This is a genomic window from Sphingomonas metalli (assembly GCF_014641735.1).
Classification (GTDB): Bacteria; Pseudomonadota; Alphaproteobacteria; order Sphingomonadales; family Sphingomonadaceae; genus Sphingomonas; species Sphingomonas metalli.
Map to the genome: position 1 here is coordinate 384,090 of NZ_BMIH01000003.1, position 18,806 is coordinate 402,895.

Genomic DNA, 18,806 nt, shown 5'->3' on the forward strand with positions numbered 1-18,806 from the left:
GGCGTCAGGGGGGATCATGCGGTGGACGGCCGTGACTGTGTCGCTCGTTCTGGCCGCGCCGGTGGCGGCGCAGCAGCAACAGCCCTCGGGTCCCCCGCCTCGACTTGCCGCCCAGCCGGTCACCGACGATTATTTCGGTCAGACGGTCGAGGACCGGTTCCGTTTCGTCGAGAAGATGGAACCTGCGACGCTGGCTTGGATGCGCGCGCAGGCGGACTACACGCGCCGCAAACTCGATTCGATCGCGCCGCGCGCGGCGCTGCTGGAGCGCATGGGCTTGTTCGGGGGCGAGTTCGGCTTTGCCTATTATCCCGAATATGCCGGCGACCGGCTGTTCTTCCTCGAACGGGCGCCGGGCGGCGAGCAGAACTCGCTGGTCGTGCAGGAGGCGAGCGGCCGGCGGCGCACGCTCGTCGACGTGCCTGCACTGATCAAGGCGCGCGGCTATCCGGTCGCGATCGACGGGTTCGAGCCGAGCCGCGACGGGCGCTTCGTGGCGCTGCGTCTGTCGGAGAAGGGCAGCGAGAATTCGCTGCTGACGGTCGTGTCCGTCGAGGACGGGCGAACGATCGCAGGGCCGGTCAGGCTGGGTCCGTTCACCAGCACGTCCTGGGACGAGGACGGCAAGAGCCTGTTCTTCACCCGGCTTCCCGACCTCGATGCGGCCGATCTGGCGCTGCGCTACAATAATCTGGAAATCGTCCATTGGCGGTTCGGCAGCGATCCGGTGGTGGTCGCCGGCGCGAAGGCGGGGCTGGGCCCCAATCGGGATCCGGCGATGGTGCCGGGCATCTTCACGCCCCGAAACACCGGGCGGGCGATCATGATGCTGTCCGACGGAGTCACGCCCGAGCTGGAGGCGTGGGAGGCGCCGATCCAAGATGCCGCGAGCGGCCGGGCGCGCTGGCGCAAGATCGTCGAGCGCAACGACGCCGTTACCGGCATCTTCGCGGATCGGACGGGGCTCTACTTCCTGACGCACCGCGATGCACCCGGCTATAAGGTCACGCAAACGACATGGTCGGGAACGGCCGCGGGCGCGGCCCCGATCCTGCTGCCCGATACCGAGCTGTTCTATGACACCATGCGCGGCGGGCGCGACGCCATCTACGTCGCCGGGCGCGAGCGCCTGAAGGGCGTGGTGTGGCGCATTCCCCGCGGCGGCAAGCCCGAACGGCTCGCCTTGCCCGAGCAGGGCAGCATCCAGACGCTGGAGGCGGAGAGCGACCGCGACGGCGCGATCGTGACGGTGGCAGGCTATGCAACGCCCTCCACCACCTATCGCTATGTGTCCGGCAAGGGTTTCGTGGACCTGAAGCTGGAGAGGCGGCCGCCCTCGCTCGACCTCGCCCGCTATCAGGTCATAGAAGCCGATGCCGTCGCGCGCGACGGGATGAAGGTGCCGCTGATCATCCTGACCAGCGCAGGCCCGCGGCGACCACGGCCCTTCGTGATCGAGGCCTATGGGTCCTATGGCATCAACACCCTGCCCCTCTTCTCGCCGCGTTACCTGCTCGGCGTCGATGCCGGCGTCGGTTATGCGAGCTGCAGCGTGCGTGGCGGCAGCGAGCTGGGCGATGCGTGGCGGCTGGGTGGCAAGGATGCGGCGAAACCGAACACGTGGCGCGATGCGATCGCCTGTGCGGAGACGCTGATCGCCGAGGGCTATACGACGCCCCGGCAGCTGGCGATCTGGGGAACCTCCGCCGGCGGGATCACCGCGGGGCGGGCTGCGACGGAGCGGCCGGACCTGTTCGCCTCGGTCATCAGCGCGGTGGGCTTGTCCAACCCCCTGCGCTTCGAGACCACGGCCGCAGGCGCGGCCAACGCCAAGGAGTTCGGCAGCACCAAGGATCCGGCGGGGTTCCGCAACCTGCTGGCGATGGACAGCTATCATGCGATCCGCGACGGGGTGAAGCTGCCGCCCTTCCTCGTCACCGGCGGAATGCAGGACCCGCGCGTCGTGCCCTGGCAACCCGCCAAGCTGGTCGCCCGTCTGCAGGAGGCCGGCGATACGGCCTTCCTGCGGCTGGAGGAAGAGGCGGGCCATGGTCTCGGCAGCACCCGCTCCGCCCGGGACGCGGAACATGCCGACATCTATAGCTTCATCCTGTGGCAGGCGGGCGATCCGAAGTGGCAACCGCGATGACCGCCCTCCCCGCTCAGGCGCCCGCGATATAGCGGTCGACCACGGACTCCAGCAGGGTGAGCGGCACGTTGCCGGTCTTGACGACGACATCGTCGAACGCGCGCAGGTCGTAGCGGCTGCCGAGCGCGCCTTGCGCCTTGGTGCGCAGGCGATTGATCTCGTTATGGCCCACCTTGTAGCCGCAGGCCTGCCCCGGCATCGCGCAATAGCGCTGGAGCTCGGAGGTGAGCTGGGCGCTGGTCATCCCCGTCCCTTCCTGGAACCAGCGCAGCGCCTGGTCGAAGGTCCAGCGCTTGGCATGGATGCCGGTGTCGACGACGAGCCGGCAGGCGCGGAAGTTCATCGACTGGAGGAAGCCGATCTGGCCGAGCGGATCGCCTTCGTAGGCGCCCAGTTCGCTGCCAAGCTGCTCGGCATAGAGCGCCCAGCCTTCCGAATAGGCGTTGAAGGCGAGGAGTGAGCGGATCAGCGGCAGGCGGAAGCTGTATTCGCCCTGCCAGACATGGCCCGGTATGCCCTCATGATAGGTCAGCGTCGGCAGCGAATAGCGCGGCCAGATGCCGGTATCCTTGAGGTTGATATAGTAGATGCCGGGCTGGGAGCCGTCCATCGAGCCGGGGCCGGCATAGCCGTTCGGCGCGCCGTTCTGGATCGCGGGGGGCACCCGCTTCACGATCAGCTTGCCGGGCACCAGCGTGTTGAACGCGCGGGGCAGACGCTGGCGCATGTCGGCGACGCGTCCCTCGACATAGGCGAGCAGCTTCGCGCGGCCGGCATCGTCATTGGCGAAGAGCAGGTCGGGACGCTTGCCGAGCGCCGCGAGCCGCGCGCCGACCGAGCCCTGGGTCAGCCCCTGCCCCTTGAGCAGCGCGTCGATCTGGGCATTGAGCGCGCGGTTCTGCTCCACGCCGATGGCGTGCAGATCGTCGGGCGAGCGGGTGGTGGTGGTGGCGACCTGCGTCAGCCAGCGATACCAGCCTTCCCCGCCCGGGCGCGCCCATATGCCGGGCACGTCGCTGGCGCGCGGGCGGAGCGCGGCGAACTGCGCGGCTTGCCGGCCCAATGCGGGCACCACCTTCTCGGTCGCAAGAGCGGTCGCGCGGGCGGCGTAGCTGGCGGGTAGGCCGGCCGCGGCGCACTTCTCGCGGAAGCTGGCGATCATGCCCCAGTCCGCGACGGGCGTGGTGCGGATGCCCTCGATCTGGCCGCGGGTGATGTCGATGAGGAACCCCGGCAGGATGGCGCCCTTTGCCGCGTCCGCCGCGATCCGCTGCGTCTCCTGATCGAGGCCGGTCGCATAGGCCTCGATCCGCGAGAGATAGGCGTCGGCGTCCGCCGCATTCTTCACCGCGTGGCGGTTTTCCAGCAGGTCGGGCAGATCCGAATAGGCGCCGCCCAGCTGAGAGACGAGATAGGGCGTGTTGCGGAAGCCGGTGTTGAACACCGACACGTCGCCGACCGGCATCGCGCTCCAGCCCGCGACGGCGAGCTCGTGCGCCGCCTGCGTCACGTCGAGGTCGAGCGCGGTGGCGGGGCTGAGCGCCTTGCGGTCGATCGCCCTGAGTTCGGCGAGCCGGGTGCGGGCGCGGGCCGCGCGGGCCGCCTCTGCCGCGGCGCTGCGATCGGTGAAACGGCCGTGCAGCGCGGCGCGGGCGCCGGTATCGATGCCGAGGCTCAAGGCGTTTTCGGGGTGATCGGCCAGGAGCTGCTCGGCGACCGTATCGAGCTTGGCGCGGACCGAAGCGTCCCCGGGCGCACCGCCGGTCTGCGCGGGCAGGACGGCCGACATCCCCAGCGCGCCCGCGCCGGCCAGAAGTTCGCGACGGGTGGTGAGCATGGGCGGCCGGCCTTTCGATGAAATTATGCTAACGACCCGTCTGTCATCGCCCGCGCGGCGACGCAATGCGTTGCGGCCGAGCTTGTGGCGGGAAGGGCCGCCTCACGCTCCCGCCACCCCAGCGGAGGCGGGATCTAGAAAGCCCGAAGCCCGCCCCTCCGCCGTCATCCCCGCGGAGGCGGGGCCTCTGCGAAAGCCCGGGCGCTCAACATCTCGCGTCCACCCCGGCGAAGGCCGGGGTCCAGCTGGGTGAAGCTTTGCAATGACTTACTGCCGTCCCCCAACTGGGCCCCGGCCTTCGCCGGGGTGGCAGGTAGGATTATGGGAGAGGTTTGGCCTCAGTTCTGGTCGTGATGAGGACGCAAGACCTTCGCCGCAATCACCCCTCGTCGCCCATGCGCAGCGCGGCGATGAAGGCTTCCTGCGGGATGCTGACGCTGCCGTATTCACGCATCTTCGCCTTGCCCTTCTTCTGTTTCTCCAGCAGCTTGCGCTTGCGGGTCGCGTCGCCGCCATAGCATTTGGCGGTCACGTCCTTGCGCATCGCGCTGATCGTCTCGCGTGCGATCACCTTGCCGCCGATCGCCGCCTGGATTGGGATCTTGAACAGGTGCCTCGGGATCAGCTCCTTGAGCCGCTCGCACATGCCGCGGCCGCGCACCTCGGCAGTGCCGCGATGCACGATCATGCTGAGCGCATCGACCGGCTCCTCGTTGACGAGGATGCTCATCTTGACGAGGTCGCCCTCGCGATAGCCGATCTGGTGATAGTCGAAGCTGGCATAGCCCTTCGACAGCGATTTCAGCCGGTCGTAGAAGTCGAAGACGACCTCGTTGAGCGGCAGTTCGTAGGTCGCCTGCGCGCGGCCGCCGACATAGGTCAGGTTCTTCTGGATGCCGCGCCGGTCCTGGCACAGCTTCAGGATGGAGCCGAGATATTCGTCGGGGACGTAGATCGTCGCCTCGATCCACGGCTCGCTGATGCTCTCGATCCTGTTGGGATCGGGCATGTCGGCGGGATTGTGGAGGTCGATCTGGCCGCCGCCATGGGTCAGCTGGATCTGGTACACCACCGAGGGTGCAGTGGTGATCAGGTCGAGGTCGTACTCGCGGGTCAGCCGCTCCTGAATGATCTCGAGGTGCAGCAGTCCGAGGAAGCCGCAGCGGAAGCCGAAGCCGAGCGCCGCGCTGGTCTCCATCTCGAAGCTGAACGACGCGTCGTTGAGCCGCAGCTTGGAGATGCTCTCGCGCAGCTTCTCGAAGTCGTTGGCATCGACCGGGAACAGGCCGCAGAAGACGACCGGCTGGACTTCCTTGAAGCCCGGCAGCGCCTCGGCGGCGGGCCGCTTGGCGTCGGTCAGCGTATCGCCGACGCGCGCCATCGCGACGTCCTTGATCTGCGCGGTGATGAAGCCGATCTCGCCGGGACCGAGGTCCGTCAGCTGCTCGATCTTCGGTCGGAAACAGCCCACGCGGTCGACCAGATGCTGGGTGCCCGCCTGCATGAAGGTGACGAGCTGCCCCTTCTTCAGCGTGCCGTCGATCACGCGGACGAGGATGACGACGCCCAGATACGGATCGTACCAGCTGTCGACCAGCATCGCCTTGAGCGGCGCGGTGGCGTCGCCCCTGGGCGCGGGGATCTTGCGGACCACCGCCTCGAGGATCTCGGCGATGCCGATGCCCGACTTGGCCGAGGCGAGCACTGCCTCCGACGCGTCGAGCCCGATCACGTCCTCGATCTCCGCCTTCACCTTTTCGGGTTCGGCGGCGGGCAGGTCGATCTTGTTGATCACGGGCACGATCTCGTGATCATGCTCGATCGACTGATAGACATTGGCGAGCGTCTGCGCCTCGACGCCCTGTGCAGCGTCGACGACCAGCAGCGCGCCCTCGCAGGCGGCGAGGCTGCGGCTCACCTCATAGGCGAAGTCGACATGGCCCGGCGTGTCCATCAGGTTGAGCGTATAGGTCTCGCCGTCCGACGCCGTGTAGGCGAGGCGCACCGTCTGCGCCTTGATCGTGATGCCGCGCTCCTTCTCGATCTCCATATTGTCGAGAACCTGCTCGCTCATCTCGCGGTCGGAGAGGCCGCCGGTGGCCTGGATCAGCCGGTCGGCGAGGGTCGACTTGCCATGGTCGATATGGGCGATGATCGAGAAATTGCGGATCTTGTCGAGCGGAGTGGCCATGATGAAGGCCGCCTAGCCCAGCGCCCGCGCCTTCGCCAGCCCCGCGGCGCACAAAGGGCGACAAGGGTGCTTGCGCGATCCGAAACCCGTGGCTATAGGCGCGCCTCCAAGCGTTCCGGTCGGCTCCCGAAAGCTGAACGACCGGGCTCCGTCGGGGAGTAGCTCAGCCTGGTAGAGCACTGTCTTCGGGAGGCAGGGGCCGGAGGTTCGAATCCTCTCTTCCCGACCATTTTGCGCTTGGACCCTTCGTGATTACAGCCGCCTTCTCGTCACTCCGGCGCAACCTGGGGTCTCGTGCGGCTATGGCTCTGCGCAATCGAGGAAAGATCCCAGCCTTCGCACGACCTTTGCTAAAGGCCCTTCGTCATGCCGAACATGTTCCGGCATCCACGGCACCGCAAACGCGCGACCCGTTTATCTCGCGGAACGGTGGATCCCGGAACACGTCCGGGATTACGAGGGGAAGAGGGCCGCGTCGCGGATTTCGCGAAGGTCTCGCATTCGCTGGATGACGCCTTTGGAGGGACGATCGCAGGGAGCAGACAAGTCCCCGCCCCGACCGCTCATTTCTCGAACCGATCCCGCACGAAGCGATCGAGCAGCTTCACGCCATAGCCGGTCGCACCCTTGTCATAGGTGGTGCCGGGCTTGTCGCTCCAGACCATGCCGGCGACGTCGAGATGGGCCCAGTGCACGCCCTCGTCGACGAAGCGCTGGATGAACTGCGCCGCGGTGATCGAGCCGGCGCCGCGGGGGCCGACATTCTTCATGTCGGCGATCGGGCTGTCGATCAGCTTGTCGTAGGTGGGCGAGAGCGGAAAGCGCCACAGCTTGTCGTCGGTCGCCGTGCCGGCCGCCAGCAGCCCGTCCGCCAGCGTATCGTCATTGGCGAACAGCCCGCCATATTCGTTGCCGAGGCTGACGATCATCGCACCGGTCAGCGTGGCGAGGTCGACGATCGCCTTGGGGCGGAAGGTCTTCTGCGTCCAGGTGATCGCGTCGGCCAGCACCAGCCGCCCCTCGGCATCGGTGTTGAGCACCTCGATCGTCTGGCCCGACATGGAGGTCACGACATCGCCCGGCCGGGTCGCGCCGCCATCGGGCATGTTCTCGACCAGGCCGCAGACGCCAACGACGTTCGCCTTCGCCTTGCGGCCGGCGATCGCCTTCATCGCGCCGACCACGGCGGCCGCGCCGCCCATGTCCCACTTCATGTCCTCCATGCCGGCGGCGGGCTTGATCGAGATGCCGCCGGTGTCGAAGGTCACGCCCTTGCCGACCAGCGCCAGTTCCGGATCGCCCTCGCCCGCACCCTGCCAGCGCAGCGCGAGGATGCGGGGCGCGCGGACCGAGCCCTGCGACACGGCGAGGAGCGAGCCCATGCCGAGGTCGCGCATCGCCGGCTCGTCGAGCACCGTCGCCTCGAGCCCCAGCCCCTCGATATCGGCGAGGACGCGCTCGACGAAGCTTTCGGGATAGAGGATGTTCGCCGGCTCGGTGACGAGGGTGCGGGTGAGTTCGAGGCCGCGGGTCACCGCCTCCTCCTCCGCCCAGACGGCATCGGTGCCGTCCGGCGCGCCGGCGATGGTCAGGGTGTCGAGCGTCGGCTTCTGCTTGTCGGACAGCCTGGTGCGATAGACGTCGAAGCGCCACGAGCGCTGGAGCGCCGCAGCGGCGAAGCGCGCGACGGCGGCGGGCGCGGGCGCAGCGGCGAGGGCGGACAGGTCGACCGTCAATTCGGTCGTGCCCGAGGTGAGCAGGCCCGCGACGAGGGCGCCCCCGGCCTTGGCCCAGTCCGCCTCCGCACCCGCGCCGATCCCGAGCAGCACGATGCGCCGGGGCTCCTCGCCCGACGGCACGAACAGCTCCACCTTGCCGCCCGCCTCGCCGGTGAAGCGGTGCGCGGCGGCGGCGGCAGCGGCGAGCGGCGCGGCGCCGGTACGCGCCTCGCCCCACTTCACGCCGCCCAGCCCGTCCTTGGCGACGGGCAGCACGAGCGCCCCGGAAGCGGTGGCGGGAGCGGCGGCAACGAACGCGATCTGCATGGATACCCTCTTTCAACGAAGCGCCCAACGTAGGGAGCGTGGCGCGCGGGGGCAATCGGGTCACCCGCCCTGCCCTTTTCGCAGGCTCTCGCGGGGCGTTGCCCCCGCCGCCCTGCGGTGCGATAGGCGCGGGGGAGCAAGGCGGCCGTATCAGGGCGGACGCCGCGCCTGAAAAGGGTCGAGCCGATAGTGTCGCGTTCCTGTCTGCCGCGCGGCGGCATCCTTTCCCGCACGGCGGCCGGCGCGGTCGCGGTCGCCTGGCTGACCGCCATGCCCGTCGCCGCGCAGACGCTGCAGGATCGGGGCGGCGCCCCCGCCCTGCCCGTCGCGGCGGAACCCGCGCGCCCGACCGGCGAGGATCAGGTGCAGTTCAGCGCCGCCAGCCTCGAATATGACTATGACGCCGACATCGTCACCGCGACCGGCGACGTGCGGATGCTGCGCCAGGACCAGCGGCTGCGCGCCGACAAGGTGGTGTGGAACCGCAAGACCGGGAAGGTCGTGGCCAGCGGCAACATCGCCGTCGCCAACCCGCAGGGCGATGTCGCCTACGGCGATTCGATCGAGCTGACCGACTCGCTGCGCGACGGCGTGGTCGACAATATGCTGGTGGTGCTCAACCAGGGCGGCCGGCTGGCGGCGGCGAGGGGCACGCGGCGCGAGGACGGGACGATCAGCCTCGACCGCGCCGCCTATACGGCCTGCGCGGTCGAGACGCAGGCGGGTTGCCCCAAGGAGCCGAGCTGGAAGATCACGGCGGTGCGCGTGACCTACCGGCCCGATCGCCAGCGCGTCTATTATGCCGGCGGGCGGATCGAGCTGTTCGGGCTGCCCACGCTGCCCTTGCCGCGCTTCAGCCACCATGTGGGCGCGGGCAGCGACAACGGCTTCCTCGCGCCCGATGCGCGCTATAGCCGGGTGAACGGGCTGGAAGTCGCCCTGCCCTATTATTTCCGCCTCGCCCCCAATCGCGGGCTGACGGTGACCCCGCACATCTATTCGGCGGTGCTGCCGATGGCGGAGGTGGAATATCAGCAACTGAGCGGCACGGGCGCGTTCAGCCTGCACGGCTATGCGACGCAGAGCCGCCGGAGCGACGACCTCAATTCGCTCGACCCCAACGACACGCGGCTGGCGTTCCGCGGCTATATCGACGGGATCGCCCGCTACCAGTTCACGCCCGAATGGAGCGCGAGCGGATCGCTGCGGCTGTCGACCGACCGCACCTTCCTGCGCCGCTACGACATCTCGCGCGACGACCGCTTGCGCAACACCGCCAGCCTGCAACGCATCGGCACCGACAGCTATTTCGCAATCACCGGCTGGGCGGTGCAGACGCTGCGGGTCAACGACAGCCAGGGGATGCAGCCGATCGCGCTGCCTGAGATCGACTGGCGCTATCGCTTTCAAGAGGGGCTGCTCGGCGGCCGCGTGCAGGTGCAGGCGAACAGCCTGGCGCTGACCCGCACCGCCGGACAGGACACGCAGCGCGCCTTCGCCAGCGTGCAATGGGACCTGCGCCGGCTGACCGATTGGGGGCAGGAGCTGACGCTGACCGCCTTCGCGCGGGCCGACGCCTACAACGCCAACGACACGCTGGCGACCGCGGTCGCCGCCTATCGCGGCACCGAAGGCTTCCAGACCCGTGCGATCGGCGCGATCGCCTTCGACATGCGCTGGCCCTTCGTCGGCCGGCTGGGCGCGGGCACCCAGCGGCTGACCCCGCGCTTCCAGATCGTCGCCTCGCCCAAGATCGCCAACCTGTCGATCCCAAACGAGGATTCGCGCGCGCTCGACCTCGACGACACGAACCTGTTCGCGCTCAACCGCTTCTCCGGCTACGACCGGTTCGAGGATTCGAGCCGCGCCACCTATGGCGCCGAGTGGGCGGTCCAGCTGCCGGGCTTCACCCTCGATACGGTGGTCGGCCAGAGCTATCGCCTGTCGGCACGGCCGCTGATCCTGCCCGACGGCACCGGCCTGTCGGACCGCTTCTCCGACATCGTCGGGCGGACCGAGCTGCGCTTCCGCGACTTCGTGTCGGTGATCCACCGCTATCGGCTGGACAAGGACAGCCTGGCGGTGCGGCGCAACGAGGTGGACGCGACGATCGGCTCGCGCAGCACCTATGCGCTGGTCGGCTATCTCAAGCTCAACCGCAACATCCAGACGGTGGAGGACCTCCGCGATCGCGAGGAGCTCCGGATCGCGGGCCGGGTGCAGTTCGCCCGCTTCTGGTCGATCTTCGGCTCGGCGATCGTCGACCTGACCAACCGGAACGAAGACCCGCTGTCCGTCGCGGACGGTTTCGACCCGATCCGGCACAGGCTGGGCGTGCAATATGAAGACGACTGCATCCGCCTGGGCCTGACCTGGCGGCGGGACTATCGCCAGATCGGCGATGCGCGGCAGGGGAACAACTTCCTCTTGACGCTGGCCTTGACCAATCTCGGTCGCTAAGCGCTAGTTCAGCATGAGGCGGCTAGCGGGCCGCGAGGGGGCCGGTGCGGCCCCGCACACGGGAACGGACACGCGATTTGAAGCAAGCACGTGGGTGGGCCGCGCTGGGCGGCCGGATGCTGGGAACGGTGGCGCTGGTCGCGGTGGCCGCGGGCGCGGTGGCGCAGCAGGAGCCGCCGCCCGCCGGGGCCGCCGCGGCGGGGCTCGACCTGCCGACGAATATCGAGTTCTTCGGCAAGCTCGACCCCAATGTCCGCAAGCCGACGGCGATCGTCAACGATCACGTCATCACCGGCACCGATGTCGACCAGCGCGTCGCGCTGATCCTGGCGGCGAACAATGCCGGGCAGATCAGCCAGGCGGATCGCGACCGGCTGAAGCTCCAGGTCCTGCGCCAGCTGATCGACGAGACGCTCGAGATCCAGGAAGCGAAGAGCGCCGACATCACGATCACGCGCGACGAGATCACCCAGAGCTACGACCGCGTGTCGCGCAACTTCAATCGCACGCCGGCGCAGATGGCGACCTTCCTGCGCGACTCCGGCTCGTCAGAGCGGTCGCTGAAGCGGCAGATCGAGGGCGAGCTGGCGTGGCAGCGCTATCTGCGGCGCAAGGTGGAGCCGTTCGTCAATATCGGCGACCAGGAAGTGAAGGCGATCCTCGACCGGCTGGAAGCCGCCAAGGGCACCGAGGAGTTCAACGTCCGCGAGATCTTCCTGTCGGCGAACGATGCGAACTCCGCACAGGTGCTGGAGCGCGCGCGCGGGATCATGGACGAGATCCGCAAGGCGCAGCAGCCCTTCGGCTTCTTCGCGCGCCAATATTCGGAGGCGTCGACCCGCGCGGTCGAGGGCGATCTGGGCTGGGTGCGCGCGGCGCAGCTGCCGGCGGAGCTCGCCAGCGCGGTCCAGCAGATGCAGGCCGGCCAGGTCGCCGGACCGATCGCGGTGCCGGGTGGCTTTTCGATCCTGGCGCTGGTCGACAAGCGGCAAGTGCTGACCGCCGACCCGCGCGACGCCAAGCTGAGCCTGAAGCAGCTGACCATCGCCTTCCCGGCCGGCACCAACGAGGCGCAGGCCGCCGCGCGCGCCGCCGCCTTCGGCAAGGCGATCCAGACGATCCAGGGCTGCGGCACGGTCGAGAAGGTGGCCGCGACGATCGGCGCCGAGGTGGTCGACAACGACACGATCCGGATCCGCGACCTGCCGCCGCAGCTCGCCGAGATCGTCCAGCAGCTTCAGGTCGGACAGGCGACCCCGCCCTTCGGCTCGCGCGAGCAGGGCGTCCGTTCGCTGGTGCTGTGCGGGCGCGACGATCCGCGCGGCGGGCAACTGCCCTCGTCGGAGCAGGTCGAGAACCAGCTCCAGCAGCAGCGGGTGAACCTGCGCGCCCAGCAGAAGCTGCGCGACCTGCGGCGCGACGCCGTGGTGGAATATCGCTGACATGACCGGGCAGCCGGCCCCCGCCCCGCTCGGGATCGCGCTCGGCGATCCGGCGGGGATCGGGCCGGAGGTGGTGGCCAAGGCATGGGAAGCACGGGGCGCGCGGGCGCTGCCGTGTTTCTTCACCATGGGCGATCCGGCGGCGGTGCGGCAGGTGTGGGACGGCCCGGTCGCGGAGATCGCCGCGCCGCACGAGGCCGCCGCGCACTTCGCATCGGCGCTGCCGGTCCTTGCTGTGGCAGAGGCAGGTCCGGTGACGCCCGGCGTGCCCACGGTCGATGGCGCCCGTTGCGCGTTGGCGAGCCTGGAGGCGGGCATCGCGCTGGCGCGGTCGGGTGAGGCGGGGGCGCTGGTGACCGCGCCGGTATCGAAGGCGGAGCTCTATGCGATCGGCTTCACCCATCCCGGGCAGACCGAATTCGTCGCCGAACGCTGCGGCGTCGCGGCGGCGGATGCGGTGATGATGCTCGCCGGTCCGGGGCTGCGTGTCGTGCCGCTGACCATCCACGAACCGCTGGCGAAGGTGCCGGAATTGCTGACGGTCGATCTGATCCTGTCGCGGGCACGGACGACGGCGCGGGGACTGCAACGCGATTTCGGCATCGCCGCGCCGCGGCTGGTGCTGGCCGGGCTCAACCCCCATGCCGGCGAGGGCGGCGCGATCGGGCGCGAGGAGATCGAGGTGCTGGAGCCGGCGCTGGCCGTCCTGCGCGCCGAGGGCATGGACATCGCCGGGCCGCTGCCCGCCGACACGATGTTCCACGCCCGCGCGCGGGCCGGCTATGACGCGGCATTGTGCTGCTATCACGATCAGGCGCTGGTGCCGATCAAGACGCTGCATTTCGACGATGGCGTCAACATCACGCTCGGCCTGCCGATCGTGCGGACATCACCCGACCATGGCACCGCCTTCGGTATCGCCGGGCGTAATCTGGCGGAGCCGGGTGCGATGATCGCCGCGATCGTCATGGCCGGACAGGCCGCCGCGCGCCGCGCCGCGACGGTATGACCGCCCCCATGTTGCCGCCGCTGCGCGAGGTGATCGCGCGCCATGGCCTGTCGGCATCCAAGGCGCTCGGCCAGAACTTCCTGTTCGACGGGCAGCTGCTCGCCCGGATCGCGGCGGTGCCCGGCGACCTGACCGATGCGGAGGTGCTGGAGGTCGGCCCCGGCCCCGGCGGCCTGACCCGCGCGCTGCTGGCCGCGGGCGCGAGGGTGACCGCGATCGAGCGCGACCATCGCTGCATCCCGGCTCTGGCCGAGCTGGGGGATGCCTATCCCGGCCGGTTGCGGGTGATCGAGGACGATGCGCTCAAGGTCGATGCGCCGTCGCTGTTCGCCGGTGCGCCGCACATCGTCTCGAACCTGCCCTACAATGTCGGCACCGCGCTGCTGATCGGCTGGCTGTCGGCGCAATGGCAGCCCTGGTGGCGGTCGCTGACGCTGATGTTCCAGCGCGAGGTGGCCGACCGGATCGTCGCGCAGCCGGATAGCGACGCCTATGGCCGGCTGGCGGTACTGGCCCAGTGGCGCAGCGGCGCGCGGATCGCGATGCCGGTGCACCGCTCGGCCTTCACCCCGCCGCCCAAGGTGATGTCGGCGGTGGTGCATATCGTCCCCGCGACCCCGCCCGAGGGGGTGCGGCTCGCGGTGCTGGAGCGGTTGACGGCGGCGGCCTTCGGCCAGCGGCGCAAGATGCTGCGCCAGAGTTTGAAGGGCGTGCCGGGCGCGGCGGAGGCGATGGAGCGGGTGGGGATCGATCCGACGCGGCGGGCCGAGACGGTGAGCGTGGCGGAGTTCGTGGCGCTGGCGCGGGCTATGGATGCGGGTGTGGGCGCTAGAGCAGGATGACTTCGGGTGGACCCACCTCCCGCCGTTCGCCCTGAGCACAGTCGAAGGGCCTGAGACTCACCTGTGCTTCGACTTCGCTCAGCACGAACGGGTCAACTGAATGTCATCCAGCTCTAGGGACTTACGCTGTATCCCGCCCGCCGATTGAGGGGTTTGTCGCACGATCACGGGGGCAGATTACGGCTGCCCCGTAGCCCCCGCCTCCACTTGCGCGGTCGTCACCGGCGGTCCCTTGGTGATCGCCGCGGCCAGCCGGGTCGCCTCGGGGCAGTCGCCCTTGCACAGGGTCTTGAGCCGGGCGAGGTTCGCCCGGGCACGGTCCAGGGCGCCCTTGGCGACCAGCGCCTCGCCCTGCCCCTGCAAGGCCGACCGGTCGTCGGGCTCCAGCGTCAGCGCCTCGCGATAGAGGCGAATCGCCTTGCCCGGCAGGCCACGCTGCTGCGCGATCTCGGCCAGGGTGACGAAGGCGGCGCGGTTGCGCGGATCGACGGTCAGTGCGGTCTCGACCGTGTCAGTGGCGGCGTCGAGCTGGCCGGCGGCGCGCTGGGCGCGGCCCTCTGCGAGCAGCTGCATCGAGCGGGGATCGACCGGCGCATCGGCCCGCTGGCCCTTCAGCGACGTCGTGACGCTGATCGTCGCCAGCAGGGCGACAAGGGCGAGCGAGGCGGTACGCATGAACATCTCCGGGCGGGTCACGCCCCGACGGCTATCATGGCGCGATCAGCCGTGCGACAAAAAATCCGTCGGTATCGTCCGCGGCGGGATGGAGGCGGATGCCTGCGCCATGCGGGCTTCCCGCGGGCAGCGGCGGCGTATCGGTGCGCCAGCCGGGATGGCGGGCGAGGAAGGCGGCGACCTGCTCCGGCCCCTCCGCATCGAGAAGCGAGCAGACGATATAGGTCAGGCTGCCGCCCGGCCGCACCAGCGGGGCCGCGATGTCGAGGACGTGCGTCTGCGTCGCCACCAGCCGCGCGAGCCGCTGAGGCGTCAGCCGCCAGCGCGCCTCCGGATTGCGGCGCCACGTGCCGGTGCCCGAACAGGGCGCGTCGACCAGCACGCCATCGGCGCGGCCCTGCCAGTCCGACAGGGTTGCCGCCTCGCGGCCGGGATCGAGCAGCCGCGTCTCGACGATCGACACGCCGGCGCGTTGGGCGCGGGGAGCGAGGCGCGACAGGCGGGTGCGATCGGTGTCGCAGGCGAGGATCCGGCCGCGGTTGCCCATGCGGGCCGCGAGCGCCAGCGTCTTGCCGCCCGCGCCGGCGCAGAGATCGACGATCGCCATGCCCAGTTCCACCGGCAGCGCGAGGCCGACCATCTGGCTGCCGGCATCCTGCACCTCGATCGCGCCCTCGGCAAAGGCGGGCAGCGTATCGACGACGGTGCCCGAGGGCAGACGGCGCCCTTCGGGGAGACCTGCGATGGGGGCCGCATCCGGCAGATCGGGCGCGGGCTTGAGGCCGTTGATGCGGACGTCGAGCGGGGCGCGCTCGACCAGCGCCGCCTGCGCCGCCGCGTCCAGCCCCGAGGCGGCAAGCGCCTGCGCCAGCCATTGCGGCGCGACGCCGCGGCCGGCGCGCGGCTCGCCGGGCGCGATCGCGGCGGGCCCGCGGGGCGATCCGTCGAAGGTCGCGGCGAGCACCGGGTCGGCGTCGGCCAGGACCAGCAGCGCGGCGCGGCCGTTCGGCGGCACCTCGCCGCTCGACCGGATCGCGGCATAGACCAGCTCGCGCACCGCGCGCCGATCCTTGGATCCGGCATAGCGGCGCGCGGCGAAATAGCGCTGGATCACCGTGTCCGCCGCCGCGCCGCCGGTGCGGGCAGCGCCGATGATGGCGTCGAGCAGCTCGATCGCAGCCTGACTGCGGGCGGCGGGGGTCATCTATCTCTCCATCGCCAGGCCGGCCGGCGATCAGCGGGTCGGGTAGTTGGGCGCCTCGCGGGTGATCGTGACGTCGTGGACGTGGCTTTCCTTCAGCCCCGCGCCGGTGATCTGGACGAACTGCGCCCGCTCGTTGAGGTCGCGCAGCGTCGCCGCGCCGGTATAGCCCATCGCCGCCTTGATGCCGCCGACGAGCTGGTGGATCACGTCGCGCGCCGGCCCCTTGAAGGCGACCTGCCCCTCGATCCCCTCGGGCACCAGCTTCATCTGGTCCTTGATATCGCCCTGGAAGTAGCGATCGGCCGAGCCGCGGCCCATCGCGCCGACCGAGCCCATGCCGCGGTACGATTTGTAGGCGCGGCCCTGGTAGAGGAACGTCTCGCCCGGCGCTTCCTCGGTGCCCGCCAGCAGCGAGCCGACCATGCAGGTCGAGGCGCCCGCCGCCAGCGCCTTGGCGAGATCACCCGAGGTGCGCAGGCCGCCATCGGCGATCACCGGCACGCCGGCCTTCAGCCCCTCCTCGGCGCAGTCCATCACCGCGGTCAGCTGCGGCACGCCGACGCCGGCAACGACGCGGGTGGTGCAGATCGAGCCGGGGCCGATGCCGACCTTGATCCCGTCGGCGCCCGCATCGATCAGCGCACGGGTCGCCTCTGCGGTCGCGACGTTGCCGGCGACGACCTGGACCTCGTTCGAGAGCTTCTTCACCCGCTCGACCGCGCGGGCGACGTCGCTGTTATGGCCATGCGCGGTGTCGATCACGATCAGGTCGCATTCGGCATCGACCAGCGCCTCGGTGCGGGCGAAGCCCTTGTCGCCGACCGTGGTGGCGGCGGCGACGCGCAGGCGACCGGCGGCGTCCTTGGTCGCCTCCGGATACATGACCGCCTTTTCGATGTCCTTGACCGTGATGAGGCCGACGCAGCGATAGGCATCGTCCACCACCAGCAGCTTCTCGATGCGGCGCTGGTGGAGCAGCCGCCGCGCCTCTTCCTGCCCGACGCCGGTCGAGACGGTGGCGAGATTGTCGCGCGTCATCAGCTCGGCGACCGGCTGATTGGGGTTCTCGGCGAAGCGGACGTCGCGGTTGGTGAGGATGCCGACGAGCTTGCCGTCCGCCTCGGTGACGGGAATGCCGCTGATCCGGTGCTGCGCCATCAGCGCCTGCGCCTGGCCCAGCGTAGCGGTGGGGGCGATGGTGATCGGATTGACGACCATGCCGCTCTCGAACCGCTTGACCTGCCGGACCGCGGCGACCTGTTCCTCGATCGACAGGTTGCGGTGGAGCACGCCCATCCCGCCCAGCTGCGCCATGACGATCGCCATGTCCGCCTCGGTCACCGTATCCATCGCCGCCGACATGATCGGGATGTTGAGCGCGATCCCGCGCGTCACCCGCGTCCGCGTGTCCGCCGCGCTCGGCAGGACCGAGGAGGCCGCCGGCACCAGCAGCACGTCGTCGAAGGTAAGGCCGAGGCGGATGTCCATGGGAGCTGCCGAATCCTGCAGAGGGAGCAAGTGGCGGGCCATGTAACCAACATGGGTGCCCTTCGCTAGGGGGCGGCATTGACGATCCTGCCGCGCTGCGGAAAAGGCGGGGCAGCGACGAGGAGGGGATGCCGGGCCTGGAACAGGGAACCGGTGATGCAGCACGAAGACAGCGCGGCCCGCGGCCGGCCGCACAGCGTGATCGAGGATGGCTATGCGCTGATGATCGGTTGCACGCTGCTCGTCATCGGCCTCGTCTTCCTGAAGGCCGCAGGGCTGGTCACCGGCGGGATCGCGGGGGTGGCGCTGCTCCTCTCCTATGTCGTGCCGCTGCCCGCGGGCGTACTGTTCACGCTGGTCAACCTGCCCTTCTTCGCCTTCGCCAACTGGGCGATGGGGCGGCGGTTCGCGATCAAGACGGTGCTGGTCAATGTGGGGATCGCCGGTTTCTCGACCTGGGCCAGGGGATCGCTGACGGTATCGGCGATCCACCCCTTTTTCGCGGCGATCGTAGGCGGCACGGTGATCGGCATGGGCATATTGGCGCTCGCCCGGCATCAGGCCGGGGTCGGCGGTACGGGCGTCGTTACGCTCTGGCTGCAACGGACGCGCGGGTGGAACGCCGGCATGGTCCAGATCGCGCTCGATATCGTCATCGTCGGCGCCGCCGCCCCGGTGATCGGCGCCACGGCACTCGGCTGGTCCTATCTCAGCGCGGCGGCGATCAGCCTGATCCTGATCGCCTGGCACCGGCCGGGGCGGTATATGGGCTATTGAAGGTCTGTCAGCACCGCTATGCGCCCGGCAAACGGGCTTTCCTGGCAGGCCGCCGACAGCCGCCGGTCGGCGGTGACCAGCCGCATGTCCAGAGCCTCCGCCAGCGCGAGATAGATGCAGTCATAGACCGGATGTCGAAGCTGGAGCGCGATCTGCAGGGCGCGGCCGGTCAGCGCAGTGGTCGGGACGACCGGCAGAATGGCCTCGACCTCCGCCAGCCCGGCCTGTGCGTGCAGAGCCTCGATCTCGCCCCGCCGGGTCTTACTCCAAAGTGCATTGGCCAGTTCGGTGCGCACCAGATCGGGTGCGACGATCGGACCCGCTAGCAGCGTAACCGCCACGTCAGACCCTTCTTCCTCCACCACCCATTTCAGGGCGACGCTGGCGTCGATGATCCAGCTCAAGCGCCGCGATCGCCGTCGCGGGCGGCGCGGACCACGTCCTCGCCGGGGGTTTGACGGACGGGGCGGGTCATTGCGCGGATCGCGGCAAGCCGTTGCTCCGCCTGCTCGCGCCGCGCGCCGACGAGCGGGCGGAAGCGGAGCAGCAGATCGCGCAGCTCCGCTTCCAGAGAGCGGCCATGCGCGGCAGCGGCCTCCTTATAGGCAGCGACCGTCTCGTCATCGATGTTGCGGATCAGAACCTGTCCCATGGCGACCCGCTAGCATATTGCTAGCAGGCCGCCAA

General features: G+C 69.7%; 14 protein-coding genes and 1 tRNA gene. 7 read left to right on the forward strand and 8 right to left on the reverse strand.

Annotation, left to right across the window (positions count from 1 at the left end; translation table 11 throughout):
* Nucleotides 1-16: 16 nt before the first annotated feature.
* Nucleotides 17-2,149: a prolyl oligopeptidase family serine peptidase gene (locus tag IEX18_RS12095; RefSeq protein ID WP_188659016.1), complete on the forward strand. Its 2,133-nt coding sequence runs from the start codon at nucleotides 17-19 to the stop codon at nucleotides 2,147-2,149.
* A gap of 13 nt (nucleotides 2,150-2,162) precedes the next feature.
* Here the strand turns inward: IEX18_RS12095 and IEX18_RS12100 are convergent, their stop codons facing one another.
* Entirely contained in the window at nucleotides 2,163-3,986 is a 1,824-nt protein-coding gene (locus tag IEX18_RS12100; protein WP_188659017.1) for a DUF885 domain-containing protein, read from the reverse strand.
* A 379-nt stretch (nucleotides 3,987-4,365) separates the two neighbouring features.
* Nucleotides 4,366-6,177, reverse strand: coding sequence for a translation elongation factor 4 (gene lepA / locus IEX18_RS12105; RefSeq protein WP_188659018.1), 1,812 nt, complete (start codon nucleotides 6,175-6,177; stop codon nucleotides 4,366-4,368).
* Nucleotides 6,178-6,329: 152 nt separating this feature from the next.
* Here lepA and IEX18_RS12110 point away from each other — a divergent pair.
* A tRNA-Pro gene (locus IEX18_RS12110) sits at nucleotides 6,330-6,406 on the forward strand.
* A gap of 334 nt (nucleotides 6,407-6,740) precedes the next feature.
* Here the strand turns inward: IEX18_RS12110 and IEX18_RS12115 are convergent.
* Nucleotides 6,741-8,222, reverse strand: a complete 1,482-nt coding sequence (locus IEX18_RS12115) for a leucyl aminopeptidase (RefSeq protein WP_188659019.1) — start codon at nucleotides 8,220-8,222, stop codon at nucleotides 6,741-6,743.
* A gap of 270 nt (nucleotides 8,223-8,492) precedes the next feature.
* Here IEX18_RS12115 and IEX18_RS12120 point away from each other — a divergent pair, with 270 nt between their 5' ends.
* The 4 genes from IEX18_RS12120 (at nucleotide 8,493) to rsmA (ending at nucleotide 13,975) form a co-directional block, all read left to right on the forward strand.
* A complete protein-coding gene (locus tag IEX18_RS12120; RefSeq protein WP_188659426.1) occupies nucleotides 8,493-10,682 on the forward strand; it encodes an LPS-assembly protein LptD in 2,190 nt (729 codons plus the stop codon).
* Between the two features lie 116 nt (nucleotides 10,683-10,798).
* The gene (locus IEX18_RS12125) at nucleotides 10,799-12,124 is read left to right on the forward strand and encodes a peptidylprolyl isomerase (protein WP_188659427.1); all 1,326 of its coding nucleotides are present in this window, start codon (nucleotides 10,799-10,801) and stop codon (nucleotides 12,122-12,124) included.
* Between the two features lies 1 nt (nucleotide 12,125).
* Nucleotides 12,126-13,133 (forward strand): 4-hydroxythreonine-4-phosphate dehydrogenase PdxA, encoded by a 1,008-nt coding sequence (gene pdxA, locus IEX18_RS12130; RefSeq protein ID WP_188659020.1) that lies wholly within the window; start codon nucleotides 12,126-12,128, stop codon nucleotides 13,131-13,133.
* Between the two features lie 8 nt (nucleotides 13,134-13,141).
* Nucleotides 13,142-13,975 (forward strand): 16S rRNA (adenine(1518)-N(6)/adenine(1519)-N(6))-dimethyltransferase RsmA, encoded by an 834-nt coding sequence (rsmA, locus tag IEX18_RS12135; RefSeq protein WP_229664546.1) that lies wholly within the window; start codon nucleotides 13,142-13,144, stop codon nucleotides 13,973-13,975.
* Nucleotides 13,976-14,152: 177 nt separating this feature from the next.
* Here rsmA and IEX18_RS12140 read toward each other — a convergent pair whose 3' ends face one another.
* From IEX18_RS12140 to guaB, 3 genes are read right to left on the reverse strand one after another with little or no spacing between them, the layout of a single operon-like run.
* Nucleotides 14,153-14,650: a tetratricopeptide repeat protein gene (locus IEX18_RS12140; protein WP_188659022.1), complete on the reverse strand. Its 498-nt coding sequence runs from the start codon at nucleotides 14,648-14,650 to the stop codon at nucleotides 14,153-14,155.
* Nucleotides 14,651-14,684: 34 nt separating this feature from the next.
* The gene (locus IEX18_RS12145; RefSeq protein WP_188659023.1) at nucleotides 14,685-15,854 is read right to left on the reverse strand and encodes an RsmB/NOP family class I SAM-dependent RNA methyltransferase; all 1,170 of its coding nucleotides are present in this window, start codon (nucleotides 15,852-15,854) and stop codon (nucleotides 14,685-14,687) included.
* A gap of 30 nt (nucleotides 15,855-15,884) precedes the next feature.
* Nucleotides 15,885-17,342: an IMP dehydrogenase gene (guaB, locus tag IEX18_RS12150; protein WP_188659024.1), complete on the reverse strand. Its 1,458-nt coding sequence runs from the start codon at nucleotides 17,340-17,342 to the stop codon at nucleotides 15,885-15,887.
* 156 nt (nucleotides 17,343-17,498) lie between these two features.
* On the opposite strand from guaB, the gene IEX18_RS12155 reads away from it, so the two are divergent.
* Nucleotides 17,499-18,119: a YitT family protein gene (locus tag IEX18_RS12155; RefSeq protein WP_188659025.1), complete on the forward strand. Its 621-nt coding sequence runs from the start codon at nucleotides 17,499-17,501 to the stop codon at nucleotides 18,117-18,119.
* On the opposite strand, the gene IEX18_RS12160 is transcribed toward IEX18_RS12155, so the two are convergent.
* Together IEX18_RS12160 and IEX18_RS12165 are read right to left on the reverse strand one after the other, a co-directional pair.
* On the reverse strand, nucleotides 18,113-18,523 hold the full coding sequence (locus IEX18_RS12160) for a type II toxin-antitoxin system VapC family toxin (RefSeq protein WP_188659026.1): 411 nt from the start codon (nucleotides 18,521-18,523) through the stop codon (nucleotides 18,113-18,115). The two genes, IEX18_RS12155 and IEX18_RS12160, sit on opposite strands and share 7 nt — an antisense overlap.
* Nucleotides 18,520-18,771 (reverse strand): FitA-like ribbon-helix-helix domain-containing protein, encoded by a 252-nt coding sequence (locus IEX18_RS12165; RefSeq protein ID WP_188659027.1) that lies wholly within the window; start codon nucleotides 18,769-18,771, stop codon nucleotides 18,520-18,522. The genes IEX18_RS12160 and IEX18_RS12165 overlap by 4 nt, the downstream gene beginning before the upstream one ends.
* Nucleotides 18,772-18,806 lie beyond the last annotated feature (35 nt).

What these genes read in the sequence shown, in the direction of transcription:
- IEX18_RS12095 (WP_188659016.1), top strand. Translation starts at nt 17, where the DNA reads ATGCGGTGGACGGCCGTGACTGTGTCGCTCGTTCTGGCCGCGCCGGTG.
- IEX18_RS12100 (WP_188659017.1), bottom strand. Translation starts at nt 3,986, where the DNA reads ATGCTCACCACCCGTCGCGAACTTCTGGCCGGCGCGGGCGCGCTGGGG.
- lepA (WP_188659018.1), bottom strand. Translation starts at nt 6,177, where the DNA reads ATGGCCACTCCGCTCGACAAGATCCGCAATTTCTCGATCATCGCCCAT.
- IEX18_RS12115 (WP_188659019.1), bottom strand. Translation starts at nt 8,222, where the DNA reads ATGCAGATCGCGTTCGTTGCCGCCGCTCCCGCCACCGCTTCCGGGGCG.
- IEX18_RS12120 (WP_188659426.1), top strand. Translation starts at nt 8,493, where the DNA reads ATGCCCGTCGCCGCGCAGACGCTGCAGGATCGGGGCGGCGCCCCCGCC.
- IEX18_RS12125 (WP_188659427.1), top strand. Translation starts at nt 10,799, where the DNA reads ATGCTGGGAACGGTGGCGCTGGTCGCGGTGGCCGCGGGCGCGGTGGCG.
- pdxA (WP_188659020.1), top strand. Translation starts at nt 12,126, where the DNA reads ATGACCGGGCAGCCGGCCCCCGCCCCGCTCGGGATCGCGCTCGGCGAT.
- rsmA (WP_229664546.1), top strand. Translation starts at nt 13,142, where the DNA reads ATGTTGCCGCCGCTGCGCGAGGTGATCGCGCGCCATGGCCTGTCGGCA.
- IEX18_RS12140 (WP_188659022.1), bottom strand. Translation starts at nt 14,650, where the DNA reads ATGCGTACCGCCTCGCTCGCCCTTGTCGCCCTGCTGGCGACGATCAGC.
- IEX18_RS12145 (WP_188659023.1), bottom strand. Translation starts at nt 15,854, where the DNA reads ATGACCCCCGCCGCCCGCAGTCAGGCTGCGATCGAGCTGCTCGACGCC.
- guaB (WP_188659024.1), bottom strand. Translation starts at nt 17,342, where the DNA reads ATGGACATCCGCCTCGGCCTTACCTTCGACGACGTGCTGCTGGTGCCG.
- IEX18_RS12155 (WP_188659025.1), top strand. Translation starts at nt 17,499, where the DNA reads ATGCAGCACGAAGACAGCGCGGCCCGCGGCCGGCCGCACAGCGTGATC.
- IEX18_RS12165 (WP_188659027.1), bottom strand. Translation starts at nt 18,771, where the DNA reads ATGGGACAGGTTCTGATCCGCAACATCGATGACGAGACGGTCGCTGCC.